At 57.7% G+C, this 24,971-nt stretch carries 27 protein-coding genes and 1 riboswitch; of the genes, 24 read left to right on the top strand and 3 right to left on the bottom strand.

Annotated features, from left to right (window positions below; genetic code table 11):
- From lfhA to lfiJ, 8 genes are all read left to right on the top strand, one after another.
- Complete coding sequence (gene lfhA / locus LG31_RS0115990) at positions 1-2,076, top strand: lateral flagellar biosynthesis protein LfhA (RefSeq protein ID WP_033115427.1); 2,076 nt, start codon at positions 1-3, stop codon at positions 2,074-2,076.
- A 197-nt stretch (positions 2,077-2,273) separates the two neighbouring features.
- Positions 2,274-2,361: riboswitch (cyclic di-GMP riboswitch) on the top strand.
- 249 nt (positions 2,362-2,610) lie between these two features.
- Positions 2,611-3,873, top strand: coding sequence for a lateral flagellar response regulator transcription factor LafK (lafK, locus tag LG31_RS0115985; RefSeq protein WP_274518923.1), 1,263 nt, complete (start codon positions 2,611-2,613; stop codon positions 3,871-3,873).
- Positions 3,874-3,884: 11 nt separating this feature from the next.
- Positions 3,885-4,211, top strand: a complete 327-nt coding sequence (gene lfiE / locus LG31_RS0115980) for a lateral flagellar hook-basal body complex protein LfiE (protein WP_082035417.1) — start codon at positions 3,885-3,887, stop codon at positions 4,209-4,211.
- A gap of 17 nt (positions 4,212-4,228) precedes the next feature.
- Positions 4,229-5,980: a lateral flagellar M-ring protein FliFL gene (gene fliFL, locus LG31_RS0115975; protein ID WP_084059658.1), complete on the top strand. Its 1,752-nt coding sequence runs from the start codon at positions 4,229-4,231 to the stop codon at positions 5,978-5,980.
- The gene (gene fliGL, locus LG31_RS0115970; protein WP_033115424.1) at positions 5,967-6,995 is read left to right on the top strand and encodes a lateral flagellar motor switch protein FliGL; all 1,029 of its coding nucleotides are present in this window, start codon (positions 5,967-5,969) and stop codon (positions 6,993-6,995) included. Before fliFL ends, fliGL begins: the two co-directional genes overlap by 14 nt.
- Before the next feature lie 12 nt (positions 6,996-7,007).
- Complete coding sequence (gene lfiH / locus LG31_RS0115965; RefSeq protein WP_033115423.1) at positions 7,008-7,700, top strand: lateral flagellar assembly protein FliH; 693 nt, start codon at positions 7,008-7,010, stop codon at positions 7,698-7,700.
- Entirely contained in the window at positions 7,693-9,021 is a 1,329-nt protein-coding gene (gene lfiI, locus LG31_RS0115960) for a lateral flagellar FliI-like assembly ATPase LfiI (protein WP_033115422.1), read from the top strand. The genes lfiH and lfiI overlap by 8 nt, the downstream gene beginning before the upstream one ends.
- 12 nt (positions 9,022-9,033) lie before the next feature.
- Positions 9,034-9,453, top strand: a complete 420-nt coding sequence (gene lfiJ, locus LG31_RS0115955) for a lateral flagellar protein LfiJ (protein ID WP_033115421.1) — start codon at positions 9,034-9,036, stop codon at positions 9,451-9,453.
- Here lfiJ and lfgN read toward each other — a convergent pair.
- From lfgN to lfgA, 3 genes are all read right to left on the bottom strand, one after another.
- Positions 9,450-9,893 carry a lateral flagellar protein LfgN gene (gene lfgN / locus LG31_RS0115950; protein ID WP_033115420.1) on the bottom strand — a complete coding sequence of 148 codons (444 nt, stop codon included), beginning with the start codon at positions 9,891-9,893 and terminating at the stop codon, positions 9,450-9,452. The genes lfiJ and lfgN overlap by 4 nt on opposite strands.
- Positions 9,890-10,165, bottom strand: a complete 276-nt coding sequence (gene flgM, locus LG31_RS0115945) for a flagellar biosynthesis anti-sigma factor FlgM (RefSeq protein WP_033115419.1) — start codon at positions 10,163-10,165, stop codon at positions 9,890-9,892. Before flgM ends, lfgN begins: the two co-directional genes overlap by 4 nt.
- A 77-nt stretch (positions 10,166-10,242) precedes the next feature.
- Positions 10,243-11,034, bottom strand: a complete 792-nt coding sequence (gene lfgA / locus LG31_RS0115940) for a lateral flagellar basal body P-ring formation protein LfgA (RefSeq protein ID WP_033115418.1) — start codon at positions 11,032-11,034, stop codon at positions 10,243-10,245.
- Positions 11,035-11,094: 60 nt separating this feature from the next.
- Between lfgA and lfgB the strand changes: the two genes are divergently transcribed.
- From lfgB to lafB, 16 genes are all read left to right on the top strand, one after another.
- On the top strand, positions 11,095-11,484 hold the full coding sequence (gene lfgB / locus LG31_RS0115935) for a lateral flagellar basal body rod protein LfgB (protein ID WP_033115417.1): 390 nt from the start codon (positions 11,095-11,097) through the stop codon (positions 11,482-11,484).
- A 2-nt stretch (positions 11,485-11,486) separates the two neighbouring features.
- Positions 11,487-11,912 (top strand): lateral flagellar basal body rod protein FlgCL, encoded by a 426-nt coding sequence (gene flgCL / locus LG31_RS0115930; RefSeq protein ID WP_033115416.1) that lies wholly within the window; start codon positions 11,487-11,489, stop codon positions 11,910-11,912.
- Positions 11,913-11,915: 3 nt separating this feature from the next.
- Positions 11,916-12,623 carry a flagellar hook assembly protein FlgD gene (locus LG31_RS0115925; RefSeq protein ID WP_033115415.1) on the top strand — a complete coding sequence of 236 codons (708 nt, stop codon included), beginning with the start codon at positions 11,916-11,918 and terminating at the stop codon, positions 12,621-12,623.
- A gap of 18 nt (positions 12,624-12,641) precedes the next feature.
- A complete protein-coding gene (flgEL, locus tag LG31_RS0115920) occupies positions 12,642-13,847 on the top strand; it encodes a lateral flagellar hook protein FlgEL (protein WP_033115414.1) in 1,206 nt (401 codons plus the stop codon).
- 10 nt (positions 13,848-13,857) lie between these two features.
- Positions 13,858-14,592, top strand: coding sequence for a lateral flagellar basal-body rod protein LfgF (lfgF, locus tag LG31_RS0115915; protein ID WP_033115413.1), 735 nt, complete (start codon positions 13,858-13,860; stop codon positions 14,590-14,592).
- Between the two features lie 82 nt (positions 14,593-14,674).
- Positions 14,675-15,460 (top strand): lateral flagellar basal-body rod protein LfgG, encoded by a 786-nt coding sequence (gene lfgG / locus LG31_RS0115910; RefSeq protein ID WP_033115412.1) that lies wholly within the window; start codon positions 14,675-14,677, stop codon positions 15,458-15,460.
- Entirely contained in the window at positions 15,460-16,131 is a 672-nt protein-coding gene (gene flgH, locus LG31_RS0115905) for a flagellar basal body L-ring protein FlgH (protein ID WP_033115411.1), read from the top strand. The genes lfgG and flgH overlap by 1 nt, the downstream gene beginning before the upstream one ends.
- An 8-nt stretch (positions 16,132-16,139) precedes the next feature.
- Positions 16,140-17,246 (top strand): lateral flagellar basal body P-ring FlgIL, encoded by a 1,107-nt coding sequence (gene fgIL / locus LG31_RS0115900; protein ID WP_033115410.1) that lies wholly within the window; start codon positions 16,140-16,142, stop codon positions 17,244-17,246.
- 8 nt (positions 17,247-17,254) lie between these two features.
- Complete coding sequence (locus tag LG31_RS0115895) at positions 17,255-17,653, top strand: rod-binding protein (protein WP_033115409.1); 399 nt, start codon at positions 17,255-17,257, stop codon at positions 17,651-17,653.
- A complete protein-coding gene (lfgK, locus tag LG31_RS0115890; RefSeq protein WP_033115408.1) occupies positions 17,653-18,972 on the top strand; it encodes a lateral flagellar hook-associated protein LfgK in 1,320 nt (439 codons plus the stop codon). The genes LG31_RS0115895 and lfgK overlap by 1 nt, the downstream gene beginning before the upstream one ends.
- 10 nt (positions 18,973-18,982) lie before the next feature.
- Positions 18,983-19,882 carry a lateral flagellar hook-associated protein LfgL gene (gene lfgL, locus LG31_RS0115885; protein WP_033115407.1) on the top strand — a complete coding sequence of 300 codons (900 nt, stop codon included), beginning with the start codon at positions 18,983-18,985 and terminating at the stop codon, positions 19,880-19,882.
- A gap of 18 nt (positions 19,883-19,900) precedes the next feature.
- The gene (locus LG31_RS21680) at positions 19,901-20,905 is read left to right on the top strand and encodes a coiled-coil domain-containing protein (RefSeq protein ID WP_238567531.1); all 1,005 of its coding nucleotides are present in this window, start codon (positions 19,901-19,903) and stop codon (positions 20,903-20,905) included.
- Positions 20,906-20,957: 52 nt separating this feature from the next.
- Positions 20,958-22,244 carry a motility associated factor glycosyltransferase family protein gene (locus LG31_RS21675; protein ID WP_033115405.1) on the top strand — a complete coding sequence of 429 codons (1,287 nt, stop codon included), beginning with the start codon at positions 20,958-20,960 and terminating at the stop codon, positions 22,242-22,244.
- Positions 22,241-22,516: a hypothetical protein gene (locus LG31_RS0115870; RefSeq protein ID WP_033115404.1), complete on the top strand. Its 276-nt coding sequence runs from the start codon at positions 22,241-22,243 to the stop codon at positions 22,514-22,516. Before LG31_RS21675 ends, LG31_RS0115870 begins: the two co-directional genes overlap by 4 nt.
- Before the next feature lie 185 nt (positions 22,517-22,701).
- Complete coding sequence (gene lafA, locus LG31_RS0115865; protein WP_033115403.1) at positions 22,702-23,541, top strand: lateral flagellin LafA; 840 nt, start codon at positions 22,702-22,704, stop codon at positions 23,539-23,541.
- A 113-nt stretch (positions 23,542-23,654) separates the two neighbouring features.
- On the top strand, positions 23,655-24,938 hold the full coding sequence (lafB, locus tag LG31_RS0115860) for a lateral flagellar capping protein LafB (protein ID WP_033115402.1): 1,284 nt from the start codon (positions 23,655-23,657) through the stop codon (positions 24,936-24,938).
- The last annotated feature ends 33 nt before the right edge of the window (positions 24,939-24,971 follow it).

Here is a 24,971-nt window from a genome sequence, read left to right as displayed (position 1 = left end):
GTGAACTGGCGTGTATTGACCCAATCCTATACCGCGATCCCGATGATGCTGCTGGCCATTCTGGCCATGATGATATTGCCTCTGCCGGGCTGGCTGCTGGATGCCCTCTTTACCTTCAACATTGTGTTGGCGGTACTGGTGCTGCTGGTCTCCGTATCGGCGCGTCGCCCTCTCGACTTCTCCGTCTTCCCTACGGTGTTGCTGGTGGCAACCCTGATGCGGCTGTCGCTCAACGTGGCCTCGACCCGCGTGGTGCTGCTGCATGGTCATGAGGGTCATGAAGCGGCGGGCAAGGTGATTCAGGCGTTTGGCGAGGTGGTGATCGGCGGCAACTATGTCGTGGGTCTGGTGGTCTTCGTGATCCTGATGATCATCAACTTTGTGGTTATCACCAAGGGTGGGGAGCGGATCTCCGAGGTGTCTGCCCGCTTTACCCTGGATGCGATGCCGGGCAAGCAGATGGCCATCGATGCCGACCTCAATGCCGGCACCATGGATCAGCATCAGGCGCGGGCGAGACGGGACGAGATCGCCCGTGAAGCCGATTTCTACGGGGCGATGGATGGTGCCTCCAAGTTTGTCCGCGGTGATGCGATTGCCGGCATGCTGGTACTCATCATCAACCTGGTTGGCGGCCTTGCCATCGGTATTTTCCAGCACGCCTTGCCGGTTGCCGAAGCCTTCCAGCGCTATGCCCTGCTGACCATTGGTGATGGTTTGGTTGCCCAGATCCCCTCGCTGCTGATGTCTACTGCTGCCGCCATCATTGTGACCCGGGTCAGCGATGAAGGTGAGATGGCGGATCAGGTGGGTGACCAGATCCTGGCTTCTCCCCGTGTCATCTACACTGCCGCCGCCATCATGCTGGTACTGGGGCTGGTGCCGGGCATGCCGATGCTGGCCTTCCTCAGCTTTGCCGCTGTGCTGGCCTGGACAGGCTGGAGCGTGAGCAAACGGGCGGTCAATACCCCGGATCTGGATGCCGCGCAGGAGCTGGCTCGCCAGATTGCCCAGCCGGAACCACAAGGGCTGGAGTGGCAGGATCTGCCGCCGGTCGATACCGTTGCCATCGAACTGGGCTATCGGTTGGTCCCGCTGGCGGAAGCTGACAAAGGTGCCGAGCTGCTGGCCCGGGTGCGCGGTATTCGCAAAACCCTATCGGAGCAGTACGGTTTTCTGCTGCCCGAGATCCGGGTTCGCGACAATTTGCAGCTGCAGCCCGATCAGTACCGGATCAAGCTCTCCGGTGTGGCACTGGCGTCCGGCAATGTCGATTGTCAGCGTCTGATGGCCATCAGCAGCGGCGAGACCTATGGCTCGCTGGATGGCGAGCTGACCCAGGATCCTGCATATGGCATGAGCGCAGTCTGGATTTCACCGGAAAACAAGGCCAAGGCATTGAATCTTGGCTATTCGGTGGTGGATTCGGCAACGGTGATTGCGACCCATGCCAGCAAGCTGCTGCGTGAGCAACTCGATGCCCTCTTTGGCCATGACGAGGTGGGCAAGCTGGGGCAACATCTTGCGGCCCAGTCGCCCCGTCTGGCGGAAGAGCTCAATCTGGCCCTGACCCAGATGCAGCAGTTGCGAGTTTTTCGGCAATTGCTAAAGGAACAGGTCAGCCTGACGGATATACGCACGGTGGCGACGACCCTGCTCGATGCCAGCGAGCTGACCAAGGATCCCGTGCTGCTTGCTTCCGATGTTCGTTGTGCCTTGAAGCGCCAGATTGTGAGACAGGCGATCGGTAGCCGTGATGTGCTTGCCACCTTCACGCTCGATGACCGTCTTGAGCAGACCCTGCTGGCGGCTATGAACCAGTCGCAGCAGCAGGGGAAAATCCAGCTGGACAGTTTTCCGGTTGATCCGCAACTGCTGGCACAGCTGCAGCAAAATATGCCGCTGGTTAAAGAGCAGCTGCAGCAGCAAGGATATGCCCCGGTACTGGTCGTGATGCCACAACTTAGACCCTTGATAGCGCGTTATGCCCGATCTTTTGCAAAAGGTCTCAAAGTGCTCTCATATAATGAAATACCGGAAGAGTTGAGAGTGGAGGTTATTGGTACGCTAGGCTGAAACAGGGCTGCCATGTTAATAGGAAAATGGGAAGAATATATTCCGCCTATCTACTTGAATTGTAATTGTAAGCCGTTATGATGTGACTGTTTTTGACACATTTGGTCGTCAAAGATAAATAAAAAATATAAAAATTCGCATGTGTCACTCAGCAGTCACCACTAATTTGGTGCTGTCTTGTCCAAATACGGGCAGTCGCATGAAAAAGGCAAACTGAACTGAAAAGTCAGGACGCAAAGCCTCCGGTCTAAAAGCAGGAATGCTCATGATAGCGGGGTTGCCAAGGCCATTGTTACCGCCTTGATATAACACTGGTTTGATGCAGGTGCTCGTTAGAAGTGCCTGCGTACCTGTGCGTCTTTTATTTCGGCATTTCAGTTCTGTTGATTGTTTTATCCACAATCACGGGTTCGGGTTCATATGCTTTCGGATGTATCTATCAAAAAAAGCTCAAGACCAGCCAGTCTTGGGAAAGATCCCCATTTATTGTTAATCAGCTCATCTATGGTCGATGGGAACGATATTGAAGGAATATTGGCTGCACAGGGATATGCTGTTTCCCGCTGTGACTCTATTCGCAAGTCGAGATTAATTCTCGGCAGTCGTTCCGTTGATTTAATCCTGCTCGATATGGATCTCATGACCGAAGCAGGTCCTCAATTGGTGCATGATTTTAGCGGCATTGATTGCGTGATCCTGGTTAATGAGCGTCAGGCCTATCTTGCGGCAGAAGCGATGCGAGCCGGTGCCATTGACTACATCATCAAGCCCTTCGGGGGGCAGCAGATGCTGGATGTGGTGAAGGGGGCACTGCGTCTGCGGCAGGCCATTCCAGACCTGATCGCCGTCTCGACCATGAGCCTGCAAGTGTTGCAGCTTGCTCGCCGGGCAGCCAAAACGGCAGCCACCATTCTTATCGGTGGTGAGTCGGGAACGGGCAAGGAGCGTTTGGCGCGTTACATCCACGAGATGTCCAGCCGTGCTCACAAGCCGTTTGTCGCCATCAACTGCGCCGCCATTCCCGAGTCCATGCTCGAATCCATTCTGTTTGGCCACAACAAGGGGGCCTTCACCGGTGCGACGGGTTCGCAGCCCGGCAAGTTCGAGCAGGCGCAGGGCGGAACCCTGATGCTCGACGAAATCTCCGAGTTGCCCCTGTCACTGCAGGCGAAGTTGTTGCGAGTTTTGCAGGAGCGTGAGGTGGAGCGCCTCGGTAGCCATCAGACCATCGCGCTGGATGTGCGGATCATCGCCGCCAGCAACAAGGATCTGCGTAATCTGGTGGCTGCCGGCCAGTTCAGGGAAGATCTCTTCTATCGCCTCGATGTGTTGCCGATGAACTGGCCGGCACTGCGCGAGCGTCCTGATGACATATTGCCGTTGGCTGAATATTTCATCGAACGCTATGCGCCTCAGCAGGGATATCGCCTGAGCGAGAGTGCCCGCAAGCAACTGCTGGCTTATCAGTGGCCGGGCAACGTCAGGGAGCTGGATAACGTCATTCAACGTTCATTAATCATGGCTCGCGGATTGCATATTCAAGCGGTCGATTTGATGCTGCCCAGCTATGTCGCGGAACCCGAACATGGATTGGCGGAAGTTCTTTCCGCCCCGGAAGGGTTGAGCGAGACGCGTCGGCACGCAGAATTTCAATTTGTACTAGAGACCTTGCGCCGCTTCCGTGGCCATCGTACCCGCACGGCAGAAGCGCTCGGGATGACCACCCGGGCTCTGAGATACAAGCTGGCGGCGATGCGTGAGCAGGGCATTGATATCGAGCAGCAGCTTCAAAACTAAGGGATAACGGCGTGAAGATTGAAATGATGTCATCACAGGCAACGCTTCTGCAGCAGATGCAGGAGATGCAACGAGTTGCCACTCAGGCTCCTTCCATCGAATCCAACGATCTCTCGAATGTGTCATTCAGCGACGCCATGCGCGACGTTGTCGGCAGAGTCAACGAACAGCAGAACATGGCTTCAGCCATGATGACGGCTGTTGATGCCGGCCAGAGCGATGATCTGGTCGGGGCCATGGTGGCCAGTCAGAAAGCGGGTCTCAGCTTTTCAGCCCTGATGCAGGTGCGCAACAAGCTGATGACCGGTTTTGACGACATTATGCGCATGCCGCTCTGAGGTAAGTGATGACTGAACTGGTAACGTCCCCGCAAGGGGCTTCGGATTCCTTCAGAACACGCGTGCAGGAGGGCCTTCGCAACTGGCGCAGCCTCTCCCGTGACAATAAGTCGATCCTGACCATTGCCCTGCTGGCTGCCATCGTTGCCGGCACAATCGTCGTCATTCTGTGGACGTCCAGCAAAAACTACGTCCCCCTGTACGGCAAGCAGGAGCTCTACGATACCGCCAACATCATGGAGATGTTGGAGAAGGAGCAGGTGCCGTTCCGGCTGGAGAAGAGCTCTGGCCAGATCCTGGTGCCGGAGAATCAGCTGGCTCATGTTCGTATGGCCTTGGCAGCCAGAGGGGTGAGAGCGGCCATGCCGGCGGGTCTGGAGGGGTTGGACAATGTCACCGGCCTCGGCACCAGTGAGTTTATGGAGGGGGCCCGTTATCGCCACGCGCTGGAAGGGGAACTGGCGCGCACCATCATTTCGCTGGATGCAGTGCGCAGTGCCCGCGTCCATCTCGCCATTCCCAAACGCACCCTCTTTGTCGGTCGTGACGAGGAGAAACCGAGTGCATCCGTCATGCTCGATCTGCAACCCGGTCAGGCCATGGAGCCCGGCCAGGTCGAGGCCATTGCCAACCTGGTGGCAGGCAGTATCTCTGGCATGAAACCGGGGGCGGTCACCATTGTCGATCAGGCTGGCCAGCTGCTGAGTGCCGAACTCGGCGACAAGGCCGGTTTTGGCAAGCAGAGCGTGCAGCAGATGGAGTATGTGCGCAAGCTGGAGCAGTACATTCGTCAGCGTGCCAGTGACATGCTCTATCCCATGCTGGGCACCGGCAACTTCCGGGTGCAGATCGCCGCAGATGTCAACTTCAATGCGGTGGAGGAGACCCAGCAGCAGCTGGATCCACAAGGGGTGGTGACCAAGGAGTCGAGCAAATCGGACAAAACCATCGATGCGCTGGCACTGGGTATCCCCGGCGCTCTGTCCAATCGTCCTCCCGAAACGGCGCCCAAAAGTGATCCTGCGACCCAGAATCAAACTGCGGCGGCCACCACCACGGAAAATCAGAAAAATGACTCCCGCACCGAGCGGCAGGAGGTCAGCAAGCAGTACGAAAACAGCCGCACCATAGTACACACCCGCTATCAGCAGGGACGGCTCGAGAAGATGAACGTCTCCATACTGCTCAATCATCAGAGCGCCCCGAAAGGTGGCTGGAATGATGAGCAGCTGGCGCAGATTCGGCAGATGGTCGAGCGTTCGGTGGGCTTTGATGAAGGCCGTGGAGATCAGATCAGCCTGCAAGTGTTTGACTTCACCGGCGCAGCGCCGATTGCTCCGCCCGAATCGAGCTGGTGGGAGACCCCTTACTGGCAGGATTCGCTCCGTTATCTGGTGGGTGGTCTGCTTGGTCTGACGCTGGTCTTCTTCGGTATCCGCCCGTTGGTGAAGCATCTGGTTCGTACCCAGCAGGCGCCGGATGAAGAGGCGCTCTCTGACGAGTTGGATGATGAACAGGAGCCGACCGTGGGTCTCTCCATGCGGCGGGACGATGATGTTGCCTTGACGGCGCCGCCGATGAGCAATGGCCTGATCCGTTCCGACAACGAGCGGGAGCCGCACTTCTCTTCTCTGGATCTGGAGGCATTGCCGGAGCCGGGTTCCGAGCTGGAAGTACAACTCAAGCATCTGCAGTTGCTGGTTGACAAAGATACCGCTCGGGTAGCGGAAGTGGTGAGAGCATGGGTAAGTGGCAATGAACAACGTTAACCTGAACCAGAAAGCCGTCGACATCGATATCGATAACCTTGAAAAAGCGGCCATCCTGCTGTTGAGCATGGGGACCGAGGCTGCTGCCAAGGTGATGCAAAAGCTCTCCCGCGATGAAGTGCAGCGCCTTATCTCCAAGATGGCGGGTCTCTCCGGCGTCAGTTCGATGGAAGCCCGATGGACCTTGCAGCAGTTCTTCAACCAGTATCGTGAACAGAGCGGGATCGGCAGCGCCTCCCGCGAATATCTGGAACAGACTCTCGACCTGGCCCTTGGTCAGCGTCTCTCCCGCAGCCTGCTCGACAGCCTCTACGGTGATGTGATGAGTCAGGATATCCAGCGGTTGCAGTGGGTGCCTGCCGATGTGCTGGCCCGCTTCTTCCGCAATGAACACCCGCAGATGCAGGCGGTGCTGCTGGCGTTCCTGCCACCTCAGACCGCTTCCGCGGTACTGGATGAGCTACCCGGTTCGGTGCACGACGATCTGCTGGTGCGGGTCGCCAGTCTCAGCAGTGTCAGCGAGCATGTTCTGGGTGAACTCAGGCTGACGCTGGATCGTTGTCTTGCCTATGTTGCTGACCAGTCCGGAGCCAAGGTGAATGGCGTGCGGCAGGTTGCCGATATCCTCAACCGCTATCAGGGCGACAAGGAGCAGATGCTCTCGCTGCTGCGTGAACACGATGGTGACATGGCGCTGGAAATCGAGAAGAACATGTTCGACTTTATGACGTTGCGTCGCCAGAGCGACGAAACCCTGCAGCGTCTGGTGCAGGAGATCCCGAGCGAGCTGCTGGCTCTGGCCCTCAAGAATACCGAGACCAGTTTCCGCAAGGTGGTGCTCGGTGCCATGCCGAAGCGGATGGCTCAGGCACTGGAAGATCAGATCCAGCATCAGGGCAGCGTCTCCCTGCGCAAGGTCGAGCAGGCCCGAGAGGAGATCATGCAGCTGGTCCGCGAATTGGTGGAGCAGGGCGAGATCGAGTTCCAGCTGTTCGAAGAACCGACTGTCAGCTAACAGGGGGCATTGATGAGTCACTATGTGCGCAAGTTGATGCCCGGCCCGACCCGGCTCTACCGCTTCCCTGCCTTGGGACAGAGCGGGGAAGAGGCTCTGAGTCAGCAGGAGCAGTTCGAGTTTGGTTATCAGCAGGGGCTGGAGCAAGGTCACGACGAAGGGTATCAATCCGGATATCAGCAGGGACTGACCAGCGGTCTGGTGGAAGGGGAAGCCAAGGGGCTGCAGCAGGGACAAACCCGCGGCTTTGCTCAGGGTTTGGCGGAGGGGCGTGCCTCTTTCGATCAGGCCATGGTCCCCTTTGCCAAGCTGCAGGAGCAGTGGGAATCCCTGACCCGGGTAAAGATGCAGGAGCAGAAAGCGCTGATTGCCCAGCTGGTGGCCCAGGTGGCCAAGCGGGTTATCCAGGCCGAATTTACCCTCAATCCCCAGCAGGTGCTCAATCAGGTGGAGCAGGCGCTGGCGACTCTGCCAGCCGCTTCGGAAGAGCTGGTCATCTATCTCAATGAGGGGGATCGCCAGCGTCTGGCCGAACAGGGGGTCACCCGTTGCGAAGGGTGGCCGCTGCAGGTAGACCCCAATCTGGCCATTGGCGATGCCCGCATCGAAACACGGGCTGCGGTGATCGAGGTCAATACCGGCGAGCGCCTTGCCTCCTGCATCGAGCAGCTGAATAGCACGCTGGAATTGCCGCAGCATGCATGAAGCCCTGCAACAGGCGCTCACCTCGGCGCTCGACTGTTTTGACGAGGTGCCCGGTTTTCGCCGCTATGGCCGTCTGGTTCGCGTAACGGGGCTGACCCTTGAGGTAATCGGCTGCCAGCTGGTGATGGGGCAGCGCTGCCGGGTCGATACGGCATCCGGCGAATCTCTGTTGGCGGAGGTGGTGGGTTTCAACCGGGAGATCTCCTATCTGATGCCGCTGCAGCCGATGGGAGGGCTTTACGCCGGAGCCCGGGTGCTGCCAATCGATGGCGAAGAGACAATCAGGGTCGGCGAGCATCTGCTGGGCCGGGTTGTCGATGGTCTGTTGCAGCCGCTGGATGGCCGTCCTCTTCGTGACGAGGGGGAGCGCGTTGCGCTCTTTTCTTCTCCGCCCAATCCGCTGCTGCGCACGCCGATCCGTGAACCTCTTGATGTGGGTATCCGCGCCATCAATGGTTTGCTGACGGTTGGCAAGGGGCAGCGACTGGGCCTGTTCGCCGGTTCAGGCGTGGGCAAGAGCATGCTGCTCGGCATGATGACCCGCAACACCACGGCACAGATCGTCATCGTGGGGCTGATTGGTGAACGGGGTCGCGAGGTTCGCGAGTTCATCGAACTCAGTCTCGGTGCGGAAGGTCTGGCCCGCTCGGTGGTGGTGGCTGCGCCTGCGGATCAATCCCCTCTGATGCGGTTGCGTGCCGCCCAGCTCTGCCATCGTCTTGCCGAATATTTTCGTGAGCGCGGGCAGGATGTACTGCTGTTGATGGATTCCCTCACCCGCTACGCCCAGGCCCAGCGCGAAATCGCACTGGCTATCGGCGAGCCACCGGCAACGCGCGGCTACCCGCCATCGGTGTTCAGCATGTTGACCCAGCTGGTAGAGCGGGCCGGCAATGGTACCCACCCTGATGGCAGCCTGAGTGCCTTTTACACCGTGCTGGCGGAAGGGGATGACCAGCAAGACCCGGTGGTCGACTCGGCCCGTGCCATTCTGGATGGTCATATAGTGCTGACCCGTCGTCTGGCGGAAGAGGGGCACTACCCGGCCATCGACATCGGTGCTTCGGTGAGCCGGGTGATGCCGCAAGTGGTGCCGACCGACTGGCAGCAGCTGGCGGTAACGTTGCGCCAGTTGTGGGGGCGCTACCAACAGGTGCGCGAATTGCTGCCGCTCGGTGGCTATCAACCGGGGGCTGATCCCCAGATGGACGAAGCGGTACAACGTTACCCGGCCATTGCCGCCTTCCTGCAGCAGGGGATCCATGAAGAGACCCCGCTGGCTCAGGTAGTGGCAGGGCTCAAGCAGGTTCTGGGCAGGTAATCAGAGGTCGCCATGTTGAAATCCTATCTCGGCTTGCAGCAGGAGGCGCTGGAGGTGCTCGGCAAGGAGCGTCAGCGCTTGCGGGAAGAGGCGATAAGGGAAGAGCAGAGAGCCTTGCGGTTGCAGGAGGTGATCGGCTCGTTGAGTCCCGGTTCGGCCACTTTTCATCCCCTGCTGTGGCAGAACAAGCAGCAGATGGATCGCCAGCTGCGTCATCTGCTGGCCCATCAGGTTCAGCAATCGGCACTGGCCAGGCTGGATCTGGAGCGCCATGAAGGGGAGGTGGTCAGGCAGTTTGGTCGGGTCAAGGGGCTGGAGCACCTGCTGGACAAACGTGAGCGAGCCATCAACCAGCAGCGGGAGCTGCGGGATCAGCGCCAACTCGACGAGCTTTCCAGCTTGCGCCACCGTCAGCTCAAAGAGGGGAGCTAGTCGGGAAAACGCTCCAGCTGGCCGTAAGCATGCTCCTGGCCCAGCAGCGTGTTGATGGTCTCTATCTGCCCAGCCAGCAGACGGCCGTTGAGATCGTTCTGGCGCAGACACTGCTGCAACAGCAGTTCGAGCTGCTGCCACTGGCTGGCAACTTTGGGTTTCATGGTGGCCGGCAGTTTGGCAATCAGGGTCGCCATCCCCTTTTCATCCGGTTTCAGTCCCAGTGCGAGCAGGTGGTGGCAACGTTGCTGCGCCTGTTTTTGCACATCGGCCATCAATCTTGTCTGTTGCTGGTTGTGGGTCGCCAGCCCATCGACATCGTGCGCTGCCAGCAAGCCGTGTTGGCGCAGCAACAGGCTCTGCAGCTCGGCGTAGCGGCTGCAATCTTGCTGGATGCCCAGGATCAGCTCCTTGATCCGCTGCTTCGGCTCTATGCTCATCGGCGATGCATGTCCAGAATGGCCTGACCCAGTGCATCCATATCGAGCTCCAGTTTTCCTTCGCTGATGGCCTGACGGATCCGGTTCACTTTTTCCATATCCACGTCGGATGTGGTGGCAAGCTGGGCTCTCGCCTGATTGACAACCTGTGCCGTGCTGCTTATTTGGGCGTCAGCCTTGGTAGCGCGCGCCTCGACTTGGGCTGGCGCGCCATCCTGCTTGCGTTGCAACTGGGTCTGAACGTAGAGCGGGTCGGTGCGTGTGATTTTCATAACGTCAATTCCTGGTGGTCTATCTCTGCAAAGCGACCCAAGGTCGGCCTAACTTGAATAAAAACCCTTATATGGGTTCAAAAACGGGTTTCGACTTCCCCTTTTGCGATGACCCAGGCCTGGATCTCTTTGCCTGAGCTGCTGTTGCGTACCTTGATGCCATCGCCGATGGCGCCGCTTGCCAACGCCGTGCCGCGGGTTGTGGCCGAGAATCCGCCCTGACCGGCTCGGATCAACACCCCTTCACCCTCCTTCACCGCCCAGGCCTTCTGCAGGTCCAGTTCGCCAATCAACTGCCCCATCCTGAGATTGCGATTGGCCTTGCTGCCTGCCAGTGACTCGGAGACGGGAATGAAACCTCGCTGCAGTCTGCTGACATCCAGCGACTCCTCGACGAGGTCTGCTGCCTGAATGGTCTGGCCTTTCCGGATCTCCCGGGCCGTCATCCAGACAGGTAGCATGAGCGTGACCTCGACCCGGGCTCTCAGTTGCCAGGAGGGGTTGGCACACTCGACCAGGTAGGGGCGACGACCCCACGGCTGGCGATATTGCCCCCCGGCCTGCAAGCGGATCTCTTGCTGGCAGGGAGGAAGGTGTTCCACCGCCGGAGAGATCCACACCTGATAGTCCACCTCCGGGATTGTCCAGCCCTGTTGTTGCAGGTAGGCATGCAGGGTCTGGCTTGCATCTTCCCTGAGGCGAGCTGCGATCTGTTGCGACTGCTCGCCGGGTTCAGCGTGTAGCGGGCTTGCCAGCATCAGCAGCCAGAAGAGGCCTGATCGCTTCCATACGGGAAACGGTACTTCCCCTTTTATCAAGGTGATCAGCCAGGGGCAGCGCTGCATCCAGCGCCAATAAGGGATCTTCATGATTGGCATGAGTCTTGATAACGAGTTCACCGGTCTGACTGATTCATAAAAGGATGAAGCATGAGTATCTCATTTGACAGCGCTCTTGGCGTACACCCTTATGCCCTTGATATCCGGGCCGATCGGGCGCGTATTCTGGCCGGGAATCTGGCCAATGTGGATACCCCCGGCTATCTGGCCCGGGACGTCGATTATAAGACGATTCTTGGCCGTGTCGCACAGCAAGTTGCGGCAGGCGAGGAGAGCGCTGCCATCAGTCAGGGCACCATGGCTGACGATATGCAGCATCCGCTCTATCGCATCCCGTATCAGGCATCCATGGATGGCAATACCGCTGAGCTCAGCGTCGAGCAGAGCAAGTTTGCCAACAATGCCACGGATTTCCAGACCAGCCTGACCTTCCTGAATATGAAAATCACCGGGATCGCCAAAGCGATCGAGGGGCGTTAATCATGTCGTTCAACCGAATCTATGACATCGCCGGCAGTGCCATGCGGGCACAAACCGTGCGACTTGATACCGTCGCCTCCAATCTGGCGAACGTGGACAGTGCCGCAGGCAGTGAAGATGCCGCTTTTCGCGCTATCAAGCCGGTTTTCTCCACTCTCTATCAGCGTGTGCAGGATGCAGAGGCGCTGGGGTCTGCACAGGTTCAGATCGCCGGCATAGTGCAGTCCGATCGTCAGGTCGAGAAGCGTCTCGAACCGACCAACCCGATCGCCGATAAAGACGGTTTTGTTTACTACTCCAACGTCAATGCGGTGGAGGAGATGGCCGACATGATGAGCGCCTCCCGCGGTTTTGAGACCTCGGTCGAGGTGATCAATCGCATCAACAGCATGCAGCAGGGTCTGCTGCGTCTTGGTCAGGGGGTCTAAGCCGTGAGTCTGCCTCAGGTAAGCACGCTTGATACCGCCCGTGGCGCCAGCCAGCGCTCTGCCACCCCGGATATCGCCCCCAACAATGCGGCGGCGGGATCTGCCACTGGCCAGAGTGCCCAGAGCGGCATGCAACTGCGCAACGAATTTCTGCAGATGATGGTGGCCCAGATCCAGAACCAGGATCCCACCAACCCGCTGGATGGTGCCCAATATGTCACCCAGCTGGCCCAGTTCAGCATGGTGGAGGGGGTCGAGAGCCTGAAGCTGCTGCAGCAGAAGTCCATCAACATGATGGATACCCAGCAGGTTCTGCAGAGTACCGATCTGATCGATAAAGAGGTGATGGTACCGAGCAAGACCCTGACCAAGAGCGATGACAAAGCCATTCGCGGTCAGGTCGAGCTGGCGGGCGCCGCCGATCAGGTCGAACTCAAGGTGTATGACGAACATGGCACCCTGGTGGCAACCAAGAGCTGGGGTGAAAGCAAGGCTGGCGGGCTGGATTATGAACTGCCGGAGCTGCCGGCCGGGGAGTACAGCTTCGAGGTCAAGGCGTCCCTCAACGGGGTTGCCACCACTTCCAAAAACTATGTCGCCAGCAAGGTGGAACGCGTCACCCTGCCCGGCACAGGCGAGATCATGTTGCAGGTCGCTGGCGTGGGTGAAGTCCCCCTCTTCAGTGCCATTCAGTTCGGCAAATCGGCGTAATCAAACAGGAGCGAAATTGTGTCTTTCAGTATCGGATTGAGCGGCTTGCGCGCCGTAAACCAGGAATTGAGCGTTATCAGCAACAACGTGGCCAACGCCAGTACCGCAGGCTTCAAGTCCAGCCGTGCCGAGTTTGCTGCCATCTATGGTGGCGGTCAGGCGGGTGGGGTTGAGATGAACAACATATCCCAGAACTTTGACCGCAATGGTGACGTGATGCGTACCGGCCGAGGTCTGGATCTGGCCATCTCCGGCAGTGGTTTCTTTGTGCTCAAGGACAGCAACGGCCAGATCTCCTACACCAGAGCCGGCATGTTCCAGCGTGACCCGAACAACTACCTGACAACCGCCAACGGCACCCGTTTGCAGGGCTATACCACCAATGATGCCGGTGAGCTGCAATCCGGCGTGATCGGTGACATTCAGGTCAAAGCCGGCAGCCTGCCTGCCAAGGCATCCGACAAGCTGGAGTTCGTCGCCAACCTGAAGGCGGATGCCAGCGTGATCGATCCCGCTCTTAACCCCTTCGATCCGGCCAAGTCGGACAGCTTCAGCTACTCCCAATCCAGCAAGGTCTATGACTCGCTCGGGGTTGAGCACACTGTCACCCAATACTTTGTCAAAACAGCACCCAATGAGTGGGCTGTGCATTACACATTCAATGGCTCTGATATCACCCCTGCTGGCGGGGCCAAGATGACATTCACCGCTGATGGCAAGCTGGATGCGGGTGCTTCGACCATTCCTGCCAGTTTGGCGCTGGCACCAGCGGGCGCATCTCCAATTGCCTTGCAACTGGATATGAGCAGAGTCAGTCAGTACGCCTCTGATTTCAACGCCACTCGCAACCAGTCCAACGGTTACACCGCTGGCGATTTGACCGGTGTTCGGGTTGATGCCGATGGGGGGGTCTATGCCACCTTTACCAACGGTCAGAGCCTGAAGCAGGGTCAGGTGGTTATGGCGAACTTCGCCAACCCCAATGGTCTGCTGCAGACCAACAACACCACCTGGCAGCAATCCTTCAGCTCTGGTCAGCCAGTGTTGGGGGCGCCGGGAACAGGCACCATGGGTCAGTTGACTGCCGGGGCCTACGAGAGCTCCAACGTTGACCTGACCGGTGAGCTGGTCAGCCTGATGACCTCCCAGCGCAACTATCAGGCCAACGCCAAGACCATCAGCTCCGCTGACAAGATGACCCAGGTTCTCTTCAACTCCTTCTAAGGGCTGATCCGTGGAAAAGCTTATCTATACCGCCATGTCAGGGGCGCAACATACCCTGATGGCCCAGCAAATCCGGGCCAATAACCTGGCCAACGTCAACACCGCCGGCTTTCGGGCTGACTTCGAGCGGGTGTCGGCCTATGCCCTGAGCGGTGATGGTTACCCCAGCCGGGTCATGGCTCGCGAAGAGATGGCCGGGACCGACTTCAAGCCGGGCGCGCTGATGCAGACCGGGCGCAAGCTGGACGTGGCCATTCGCGGTGAAGGCTTTATCACGGTGCAGACCGCAGATGGCAAAGAGGCCTACACCCGGGCCGGCAATCTGGAGAGCGATGCTGACGGGCTGTTGACCCTCAACGGTCGTCCTGTACTAGGCGATGGTGGGGAAATGGTACTTCCTGCCTATCGGGATCTCAGTTTTGGCAAGGATGGTTCGCTCAGCATCACGCCGCCCGGCGGTGGCGCCCGTCTCGACGTGGGGCGCCTCAAACTGGTCAACCCGGATCCTGCCGAGCTGGTCAAGGGGCAGGATGGCCTCTTCCGCCTGCGGCAGGGTGGCGATGCCGAGACCAGCGAGCAGGTCGTACTGGCCTCCGGTTTTCTGGAGGGGGCGAACGTGAATGCGGTCGACGAGCTGATCAGCAGCATGTCGCTGACCCGCAACTTCGAGCTGCAGGTCAAACTGATGAAGACCGCGGACGAGCAGGCCAGACAAGGGGCCCGGCTGATTTCCGGTCAGGGTTAATCATGAACGGGACGAGCGGTTTGGTGCATCGTCCCGCTGAGAGGTGCTTCGGCATCCGAATGAATCAGGTGGAGAGACAAAGATGCATGCAGCACTTTGGGTAAGCAAAACGGGTCTGTCGGCCCAAGATGCCAAGATGGCCAGCATTTCCAACAACCTGGCCAACGTCAACACGGTTGGTTTCAAGCGTGATCGGGTTGCCTTTGAAGATCTGTTCTATCAGGTACAGCGCCAGCCGGGGGCCCAGCAGGATCAGCAGAACCTCTCGCCCATCGGCATCCAGATGGGTAACGGTGTGCGTGTGGTCGGCACCCAGAAGGTCTTTACCCCGGGTCAGTTCCAGAACACCAACCAGGAGCTGGATATGGCTGTGGTCGGCGCCGGCTTCTTCAGTGTCGAGCGCCCCGATGGCGAGACTGCCTACACCCGCAATGGTCAGTGGCATCGCAACGCGGAAGGGATGCTGGTCAACGCCGACGGTCTGCCGATGCAGCCGCAGATCCAGATCCCGGACAATGCCACCAAGATCTCCATCGGTACCGACGGTACAGTAAGTGCCACCTTGCCGGGTCAGCAGGAGAATGTGGAGCTGGGACGCATCACTCTGACCAACTTCTCCAACCCGGCCGGTCTCGAGGCGCTCGGTGGCAACCTCTATCGCGCGACCGGCGCATCCGGTGAAGCCATCGAAGGTGTGCCCGGCGAAGAGGCGATGGGGGCCATCAAGCAGTTCACGCTGGAGAGCTCCAACGTCAACGTGGTGGAGGAGATGGTGGACATGATCACCACCCAGCGAGCCTACGAGATGAATGCCAAGGTGGTCTCTTCCGCCGACCAGATGCTCAAGTTTGTCACTCAAGCGCTGTGATGATGAAGATGATGTGGCGTTACCTGTGGGTCGTGCTGTTGTTGGGTGGCTGCGCGACCTATGAGCTCAAGGCTCCGGAACCGGGCGAGGAGAAGTGGGCGCCTTCACGCCCCATGCAGTCTGCCTCGGCCCGGGGGGAAGATGGCAGTCTCTATCGTGGCGACTACATGATGACCCTGTTTCAGGATCGTCGCGCCTATCGTATCGGCGACATTCTGACCGTGGTGCTGGAAGAGCGTACCCAGTCGAGCAAGAAAGCCAACACCAGCATGAGCAAGAACAGCAGCATGAATGTGCCGGCCCCTTCCATTGGTGGCAAACTGCGTCCTGACTGGGGGGCGACCCTCAGTGCCGACCGGGATTTTGATGGCGGTGCGACATCCAGCCAGCAGAATACCCTGGCCGGCTCCATCACGGTGACGGTGGCCGAAGTAATGCCCAATGGCGTGCTCGGTATCCGCGGCGAGAAGTGGATCCGTCTTAATCAGGGTGATGAGTACATCCGTCTGGGCGGTATGGTGCGGGTTGAGGATATCGACCAGAGCAACCGGATCTCCTCTCAGCGTATCGCCGATGCCCGTATCACTTATGCCGGTCGTGGTGCGCTTGCCGACAGCAACCAGATGGGTTGGCTGGGGCGCTTCTTCAGCTCCGCATTTGCACCGTTTTGAGGTCTTACATGAACAGATGGGTTATCGCCCTGCTTTGCCTCTGCCTGCCATGGTGGGCGAATGCCGCTCCTGCAGCCAAGCGGTCACTGCTTGATATTGCCGACGTGCAGGGGATGCGAACCAACCAGCTGGTGGGTTATGGTCTGGTGGTGGGTTTGTCCGGCACCGGCGACAAGAGCCAGGTGAAGTTTACCGGTCAGTCGATGGCCAACATGCTCAAGCAGTTTGGCGTGCAACTGCCGGATGATATCGACCCCAAGCTCAAGAACGTCGCGGCGGTATCGGTGCAGGCAACCCTGCCGGCGCTGGCTGGCAAGGGGCAGCTGGTGGATGTAACCGTCACCTCGATTGGCGATGCCAAGAGTCTGCGTGGCGGCTCGCTGCTGTTGACCCCCTTGCGCGGCATCGATGGTGAAGTGTATGCGGTGGCCCAGGGCAATCTGGTGGTGGCCGGGGTCAAGGCCGAGGGCCAATCCGGCTCTTCGGTGACCATCAACGTACCGACGGCGGGGATCATTCCCAATGGCGCCATCATTGAGCGGGAAGTTGCCAGCAATTTTGCCGACAAGCCCGAAGTGACGCTCAATCTGCATCAGCCCAACTTCAAGACGGCCCGCAATGTGGAGCGGGCCATCAATCACCAGCTGGGACCGGTTGCCAAAGCGGTCAGTGCCGGACGCATTCAGATTGCAGCCCCCCGTGACGAAAGCCAACGCATTTCGTTCATGGCATTGCTGCAGGACGTGCAGGTCGACATGGGGCAGGAGCGACCCAAGGTGGTATTCAACAGCCGTACCGGTACCGTGGTAATGGGGCAGGGGGTCAAGGTGCACAAGGCGGCGGTCAGCCACGGCAGCTTGACGGTGACCATTGGTGAGAGCCAGACAGTCAGCCAGCCCAATGCCTTCTCCAACGGACAGACCACCACGACCCCCAACTCGAAGATCCAGGTGGATCGCGAACGAAACAACATGTTTGTCTGGCCTGATGGCACTTCGCTTGAGGTGATCGTCAAGGCCGTCAACTCGCTTGGGGCAACGCCCGATGATGTTATGGCCATTTTGCAGGCGCTCGATGAGGCTGGTGCCCTCGAGGGAGAGCTGGTGGTCATCTAAGGATCTCTATGACCCGAATAACTTCGGAACCTGGTTTTTACCAGGATCTCAATGAACTTCAGCAGATCAAGAGCAACCCGGATCAGCGTGCCGCGCTCGATGCCGTAGCCGGTCAGTTCGAAGTGAGCTTTCTGCAGACAGTGCTCAAGCATATGCGCTCGGCCAGTGACGCCCTGCAGGATGAGGATGACAAGCTCATCAAGGGGCAGGATCTCTATCGCGATATGTATGACAGCCAGCTGGCGATGAGCCTGGTCAAGCGCGGCGGGATCGGCCTTAAAGAGCAGATGGTCAGCCAGTTGGCACCGACATTAAAGAATGCCGACCAGGCGGTCGCTTCAGAATCACAGACCCTGGCTGCCTTCAGTCAGCCTCTGAACACGGTAAAAATGAGGAAAGGTGACTGATGTCTCTGCTCAATATCGGTTTTAGCGGACTCAACGCGGCACAGATCGCGTTGAATGTGACCGCCCAGAATATCGCCAACGTCAATACCATCGGCTACAGCCGTCAGGAGGCCATGATGGGCAGCCTGTCCGGTTTTGGCCGGCTGGATAATGGTCAGGGGGTAGAGGTAACCGGTGTTCGCAGGATCACGGATGAGTATCTGGTTTCCCAGCATTGGCGCAGCTGCTCCGCGACCGGGGCCTCCTACTCGTTCCATCAGTACATCAATACCACCGAGCAGCTCCTGGGCAGCGAGTCGATGAACATCGCCAAGGGGCTGGACAGCTTCTTCGCTTCCCTGAGTGCGGCCCTCGACAGCCCGGAAACACCGGCCCAGCGCAGCCAGATAGTGAGCTCTGCTGGCGCGTTGGCGAACCGCTATGGCCAGCTGAACGAGAGCATGATGACTCAGGAGAAGCAGATCGACGATCAGCTGAACAGCACGGTTTCTCAGGTCAACAGCTATCTCAAGCAGATTGCCGAGCTCAATACGCAGATCAGCGAGCAGGCCTCCAAGGGGGTCAATACATCCGCTCTGGAAGACAGTCGTGAGCAGATCGTGCGTGAGCTTTCCACCTATATGGAGGTGAGGGTCAACCGGCAGAGCGATGGTTCCTTCTCGCTCAGCCTGCCTCAGGGGCAACCGCTGGTTCTGGCCGGCAGCAGCAGTACGCTCTCGCTGGCCGGTGACAAGCTCAGTCTCAGTTTTGGCCCACAGACCTTCGAAGTTCCCGCTCTGCATGGCGGTACTCTGGCCGGGGTGATGGATTACCGTGCCAATGTGCTGCGTCCGCTGCGCGATGAACTCAACCAGATGGCAAAGAAGCTGGCCGACGACTTCAATGCCAAGCAGGCTGGCGGTGTTGACCTTAATGGTGACCCGGGCAAACCCCTGTTCAGTTACGACCCGCTCAACCCTTCCGGTACCCTGAAGATTGCCGATGGCTTTACCGGCGATCATCTCGCTTTTGCCAAGGCCGGGGGCGGGCAGGGCGACAACCGCAATCTGCAGGAGATAATCACCATCAAAGATGGCCAGTATGACGCCTACAGCGCCCTGCTGGGCCGGATAGCGGTGCAGAGCGGACAGGCCAAGGCGACCATGCAGGCTGATGCCAATATGGAGAAGCAGCTGGCTACCAAGCTGAGCAGTGTAAGCGGGGTCAACACTGATGAAGAGGGGGTCAAGATCATGGCATACACCAAGGTCTATCAGGCCAATGCCAAGGTGATTAGCACCTCGGATCAGCTCTTCAATTCCATCCTGAACATGTTCTGACGGAGTGACTATGCGCATCAGTACCAACCAGATCCAGCTCAGCATGCTCGATAACCTGCAATACGGTTTCGGCGAGTATGCTCGCCTCGATCGCCAGATCTCCTCAAACAAGCGCATTCTGCAGCCTTCGGATGATCCGGTGGGGAGCGTGCAACTGCTCGGACTCAAGAAAGAGCAGGTGGCGATGGAGCAGTATCAGAAGAATATCGCCAACGCCAAAAGCCAGCTCTCTCAGGGTGAAATCCAGCTGGAGTCCATGACCAATATGCTGATGCGGCTGCGCGAGTTGACCCAGACCGCGGCAACTGACTCCTTGTCAGAAGATGATCGTCGCGCCATCGCGACCGAAGTCGGTGTCATCAAGGAGGGGCTGTTCGATCTGGCCAATGCACGCAACGAGAGTGGCTCCAGCCTGTTTGCTGGTAGTCAGGTCAACCAGACCACTCTCGTGAAAAATGCCAGCGGTGACTACGTCTATCAGGGCGATTCCTTGGTGCGTGAGGTCAGCATCGCCAAGGGGGTCACGGTCGGTCTCAACCAGACGGCAGACAAGCTGTTCATCGACAACGGCGATTTCTTCAAGCAGCTCGATACCATGGTTGCCGCGATAGAGAGCGGAGCACCCGATGCCGCCGATCAGGCGCGCAGTATGCTGGATCGCAGCAAGGTGTTGCAGGACGATATCAGCCAGATGGTGAGTACCATCGGCGCCCGCATGAACCTGCTTGATCAGGTCGATGAGGGGCATACCGAGAAGGGGACCTATAGCAAGGAAGTGAGCAATCAGATAGAGTCCCTCGACTATGCCAGTGCCGTTACCCAGCAGGCCCATGTGCTGATGGCCTTGCAAGTGCAGCAACAGGCATTTGCCAAGGTCAATGGATTGAGCCTCTTCAACTACATGCCATAACGTCAGGCGCAAGGAGTCATGATGCAGATTCAGCAAACCCGTCCGGGCAGTGTGGCCGAGACGCCCGCTCAGCCCCGGCTGCACGGGCGCTTGACTGCTCAGGACACATCCCGACCGGCAAAAAAAGTTGAGCGCCAACCCAATATTGTCCGGCTCGATCGCTGGGCACTGATCGGGACGGCCCAGCAGCGAATTGCCCACGCTCAGGGTGGTGAACTGGCATTAAGCCAGGTCTGGGGCGAGCTGAAGCGGCTGGAGCAACAGCTGGGTCAGCATCGTGAGGCTGGCAGCGATCTGGTGACACGCCTCAAGCAGCTGGAAGATAAACTCACCCGGCCACAAGCGCCCCTGACCTCGGAGTTGAAGCCGCGTCTGTTGACCTCGGCCGCCGAGAGTCGGGTGCATTACAGCGCCGATCGGCTCGATCTGCTAAGTCCCAAGGCAAGTGCCGAGCGTCTGGTGTTCTCTTTCCCGCAAACTGCCAGTGCCGTCGAGGTGACCCTACCAGCAGGAGCCAATGAGGCTGATGTTGCATCCAGGCTCGATCGGGCTCTGCGCAAAGAGCACATTCAGGCACGTCTCAACGAGTTGGGCAAGCTGGAACTGAGTGTTCCGGAATTGCATCGACGCAAACTGGACGAGCCTGTTCTGCTCAGTGGGGAAGGCATTCGCATTCCGGCCGGAAACCCTGTTCCGGTGCAATTCAAGGCAAAGCCGGGGCAATTGACCCTGCTTGGCGAAGGTATCGACAAAGGTGAGCTGCGACAGGAGCAACAGCGCCTGAAAAGATTGCTTGGGGAAATCGAACAGTCCGTGCGGGAGCTGAAGCAGTTCCGCCAGCGGATGGTCAAGCAGCTCGATCGGGTCAAGGCGCGCAGCCAGAACATGAAACAGCAGGAGCTTGAGCAGCTTCAGAGCAAGCTCAGTGAACAGCTAAAGGATGGCGGTTTTATGGGAACCATGTCTGGTCTGCTGGCTCAGGCCAATGTATCGCGCCAGAATGTGGTGGCTCTGCTGACGTAAGCCCACATCTTCTTTTTTCTCTCATCCCCTTCTGCAAGTGGCATAACACATCATGATCGACAATTTTCCCCAGCACGCAGAGCTTATAGCCCGCCGCTGGCCTGCAGTCTTGGCCTGCCTGCAAGAGCAGGACGTCAACAGCGTGCCTGCCGAACTGGTTGAAGGCCTCAGTTCTACTCTGGCTATCAATGGCATTCAACTGACCAGTCGCCATGACCGGATACGGGAGGCTGAACGGATTGCGGCTATGTCTTCGGCCAAGGAGCCGGAGCTGACCTTGTATGGGACCGGCCTTGGTGATGTCCCGCGTGTATTGCTGAAGCGCAAGCGGCTACGGCGACTGAATATCAAGATCATGAATTCCGCTATCTTTGCGCTGGTCTTGCACCTGACGGAACAGCTGGACTGGCTTTCTGACCCCAGAGTGAACCTCTTGCTTGCAGAAGAAAATGAGCTGGTCATGAGCCCGTTTCTGTTTTTGAGTGCAGAACTGGAACTGGCTGACGAACGTAGTGCCAAGGTCCGGGATCGGGTCTTGATCCAGAGCAGACGTGAAGTCCTAAATGGGGAGTTCGAAGATGCGTGGGTCTTCAAGCGCTTTGATGAAAACCTAGCCTTGCTTCGGCAAGATCAGGATGTTGCTGCGCTGTTCGGAACGATGAAAGGGAGAGAAGCTTATGTGCTGGCAACCGGCCCCACATTAGCAGGTCATTTTGCACGCCTGAAACAGGTTCGCGAGAGGGCTGAGCGGCCCCTCTATATCTGTGTCGATACGGCCTTGCGACCACTGCTGGAGCATGGGATCAAGCCTGATATTGTTGTTACCGTGGATCGCAATATCCACAGTGGTATCCTCCATCCTGACTGGTCTCATGATATCAAGCTGGTCTACATACCCATGGTTGATAATGGGGTATTGGCCAGTTGGCAGGGGCCACGTTATGGTGCTTATGAGGCGCTCGATACCTATGCCAGACTGAGCAGCAAACTGCGGCGGGCTAGCCTCTTTACTGGCGGCAGCGTGATTCATCCGGCAACGGATCTGGCCGTTAAAATGGGGGCTGGGCAAGTGACTCTCTTTGGTGCCGACTTCTCCTATCCGGGCGATAAAAGTCACACTGGCTGGGATGACGGCGTGTTGGGTGGATATGCCTGTTACGGTCGCCGTACCGTTCCAAATGGCCATGGTCAGCCAGTCAGAACACTGCTGAGCTTCTGTATCTATCTGAACTATATGGAGCTCTATATCAAGACCCACCCAGAAGTCGTATTCAAAAACAGCAGTCGTGAAGGTGCTCGCATTCTGGGTACCCGCTATCACGAGGAGTTTGTCGGATGATTGATGTTGCCAGTTTCAAAGCGGGGGCCGAGACGCTGGCCACTATGCTGCGAGAAGGAAGGGACGAGAGCGCTTGTTTTGAATGTGGCCGATTGCTGCAATTATTGACGCCGCTGATGAGCCATTTTCCAGGCGATCTGCAAGTACGTTTGGTCACCTTGGCCAAGCTGTTGCTCCAATGCCAAGAGCGGCATGATTGGGTGGGGCTCTGCGATTATCTGGAATATGAGTTGCCTCACTTGTTGGATGAGATCGAACTGGCTCTTGTCTGAGAGTATTCCAATTGTTATTACGGGAGCCAATGGCTCCCGTAGCTATTCTGATAGCTCATTCACTTTTTTGATCTGCACACTTAATAATTTGTCGTTTTCCGCTCAATTTTCTCCATGCCCTGGTCGTCCTTCTATTTTGTCTACCTAACAAGCTGCAGTGCAGCGTCTAAATCGAGGAAATAACCATGGGCTTGTCCATTCATACCAACTTTGCTTCCATGACCACCCAGAACCAGCTGAACTCCACCAACAAGATGCTGGGTACCGCCATGCAGCGTCTGGGTACTGGTCTGCGCATCAACTCCGCAGCCGACGATGCTGCCGGTCTGCAAATTGCTACTCGTCTGCAGGCTCAGTCCAACGGTCAAAAAGTGGGCATGCGCAACGCTCAGGATGCCGTATCCATGATCCAGACCGCTGAAGGTGCCATGGATGAGATGACCAACATTACCCAGCGCATGAAAGATCTGGCGACCCAGGCTGCCAACGGTACCAACAGCGATAAAGATATCGCAGCCATGAATTCCGAGTTCAATGAGCTGGGCAAAGAGCTGAAGAACATCAGAGACAATACCACTTTCGGTGGCACTCAGCTTCTGAAGTCCGGCGGTAAATTCGAAAGCGGTACAGTGTCCTTCCAGATCGGTGCCAGTGAAACCGAGAAGCTGGATCTGGATGCCTCCGGTAAAGTCCAAGGTGTCAACACTGCCATCAGTACTGCTGCCGCAGCTTCTCTGACCGCCACTAGTGCCGCTGGACAGATCACTGCTATGGACAGCATGTTGGAGAAGATCGGTGAGGCGCGCTCCACCTTCGGTGCCAACATCAACCGTCTGGAGCATACCGTCAACAACCTTTCCAACATGAAAGAGAACACCGACATGGCGAACGGTCGCATCATGGATGCCGACTTTGCTCAGGAAAGCACCAACATGACCAAGAACCAGATGTTGATGCAGGCCGGCATGTCCGTGCTGTCCAACTCCAACCAGATGACCGGCATGGTCACTTCCCTGCTGCGTTAACAGATGACATGGCCGCCTCTATGGGGCGGCCTTTTGTTTAGCCGATACGTGTCGGTTGGAAAGGGCTTATAAGGCATTTTCCAACAGGCATGCCACAGAATAAGGGTGTAATGATGCAAATAGATCCGGCCAGCATGGCAATGCAACTGGTAGCTATCGAGCGCCAGAATATGGACAAGCTGCTGAAAAAGCAGATGGACAGCATCAAGGGGCAACAGAGTGCAATCAGCACGCTCACGACCAAGCTGTCGAGTTTTCAGACCATGCTCAAGGATCTGAACAAGGCATCCAACCTGCAAGCCCAAAAGGCGGTCATGTCTCAGGAAGGGATCATGACGGTGACGAGCAATGGCAAAGCCAGCTCCGGTCAATACAACTTCTTCGTTGAGCAACTCGCTCAATCTCATCAGATTGGCCTGAGCCTGGATAGCGAGACGACACCTCTGCCAGCAGATGGTGTCTTCTCTCTGACGGTCAAAGGCAAGAGTGTGGATATCGATCTGGCCAGTTTGCCAGCCGGCGCAACCGTGAAAGATCTGGTTTCCCATATCAACAATGCCAAGGAAAATCCCGGTGTTAAAGCCACACTGGTTCGGACTGACGGCAAGGTTAATATGGTGTTGACCAGTAAGGATAGTGGTGAAGAGAATGCCATCACGGTGAATTACAGCGGTGATGCAAGCTCTTCCTTGGGAACTGCGGTTGCCAAGCAGAGTGAGATCACCAAAGCCCAGGATGCCAAGTTGCAGATGGGCGGAAATAACCCGTTAACCATCACCTCTGCCAGCAACAAGATTGAAAATGTGGTCGATGGCCTCACCCTCCAGCTCACCAAAGCCCAGAAAAGTGGTGATGCGTTTCTGCAGGTGACTGTCGAGCAGGATAAAGAGGCAGTGACCGGCTCTCTCAAGAAGTTTGTAGACAGCTATAACGAGCTGGTCGATGAACTGGCCAAGATGACGTCAAGCGACCCCAAGGCACCTGGGGCGCTCTCTTCCGATAGCGGCGTACGCAGCCTCAAGAGCATGCTTGCCAACAGTGTGCGTGATCTGCCCAACGGCCTTAGTCTGAGCAGTCTTGGCATAAAGACTGACAAAACAGGCAAGCTCTCCTTCAACGAGACTGACTTCAACAAGGCACTGGAGAAGGATCCCGAACTGCTGGGCAAGGCATTGATGGGGGATGACGGTCTGCTCAAGCGAATGAGCGATTCTTTGGATCCCTATACCAAACGTGATGGCGCACTCAAAGGGCGCAAGAGTGGCTTGGAAGCTAGTGAAAAGCGGGTGAATGAACGAATGGAAGCGCTGGATCGCCGTATGGATTCCGCGTATAAGCGCTACCTCAACCAATTTACCACCATGAATCAGATGATGCAGACCATGGGCAACCTGTAAGGGGTCTTGCTATTTGGCTGCCTCATCCGGAGC

The organism is Aeromonas lacus, from assembly GCF_000764665.1.
Classification (GTDB): Bacteria; Pseudomonadota; Gammaproteobacteria; order Enterobacterales; family Aeromonadaceae; genus Aeromonas; species Aeromonas lacus.
The sequence above is the reverse complement of the archived record's forward strand: the minus strand, read 5'-3'. Positions and strand labels throughout refer to the sequence as shown.